Consider the following 203-nt stretch of genomic DNA (forward strand, 5'->3'; position numbering starts at 1 on the left):
GGTGTCGGTGGGGGTGGTGGTGCGGGTCAGGCGGGGTGTGTGGATGGTGTTGTTACGGAGGGCCAGTTGGGGTTCCGTAGTGGCCAGCGCGGTGTGCAGGGCGTTGAGGGCGGAGGTGTCGGTGGGGGTGGTGTCTAGGTCGATGAGGGTGAAGCGGTCGGGGTTTTCGCTCTGTGCGGTGCGGATGAGGCCCCACAGGGGTG

Annotated in this window: 1 protein-coding gene; it reads right to left on the reverse strand. The window is 67.5% G+C overall.

All coding sequences use genetic code 11. The features are described 5' to 3' along the window. A partial coding sequence (locus IH48_RS34180) for a SpnB-like Rossmann fold domain-containing protein (RefSeq protein ID WP_037844391.1) occupies positions 1 to 203 on the reverse strand: 203 nt, incomplete at both ends.

The organism is Streptomyces sp. NRRL F-5126 (assembly GCF_000721265.1).
Classification (GTDB): Bacteria; Actinomycetota; Actinomycetes; order Streptomycetales; family Streptomycetaceae; genus Streptomyces.